The 812-nt window shown below is 76.6% G+C and carries 1 protein-coding gene; it reads right to left on the reverse strand.

Features of this window, described 5'->3' with window-relative positions:
- The coding region (locus SACPADRAFT_RS27215; RefSeq protein WP_157577153.1) for an ATP-binding cassette domain-containing protein at positions 1–812 on the reverse strand (812 nt) is incomplete at both ends.

Below are 812 nucleotides of genomic sequence, written 5' to 3' on the forward strand. Positions count from 1 at the left end.
CGCCCAACCGCGCGAGCAGCGGGCCCGCACCGACGGCGTCCGCGGCGGCGTACAGCGCGGCGTCGTCGACGCCCGGTGCCAGCAGCGCCAGGTTCTGCCGCACGGTCCCCGCGAACAGGTAGGCCTCCTGCGGGCTGAAGGCGATCCGCTCCCGGCGACACCGCGGCCGCAGCCCGGCCACGTCCACCCCGCCGAGCAGCACCCGCCCGCGCCGTGGCCGCACCGTCCCGGTGATCAGCCCGGCCAGCGTCGACTTCCCGATCCCGCTCGGCCCGACGACGGCCAGGTGGTCACCGGGGACGAGATCGAGGTCGAAGTCCTCCACCACCGGACGGGCACCCGCACCCCACTCGAAGGTCACCCCGCGCAGACGCACGGCTTCCCCGTCGGACACGGCTCCCTGGTCCGGCGCGGCTTCCCCGTGCGGTTCCCGCGTGCCGTCCGGTGCGGCGGTGTCCGGTGTCGCCGCATCCGGTGCCACCGCGTCCGGTGCGGCGGTGTCCGGGGCGGCGGGGCCGCACTCGGCCAGTCTGCGCAGCGCGACCAGCAGCCGCAGCACGACGGTGCTGGTGGTGGCGGCGAGCCCCTGCAACGCCGGTTGCAGCGTGGTCGACAGATACACGACCGTGGCCAGCACGGCCCCCTGGGTGAGCGTGCCCGCGGCGACCATCCCCGGCGCGAGGAACAGCACCAGCAGCAGCGGCACGAACGCCCCCACCGACACGACGAGGATGCGCGTCGCGGTCGCCGCACCCATCCGCACCGCGGCGGCGGCCTGGGCCTCGACGTCGTCGCGCATCGCCGCCCGCGCG

It is taken from the genome of Saccharomonospora iraqiensis subsp. paurometabolica YIM 90007, from assembly GCF_000231035.2.
GTDB lineage: Bacteria > Actinomycetota > Actinomycetes > Mycobacteriales > Pseudonocardiaceae > Saccharomonospora > Saccharomonospora paurometabolica.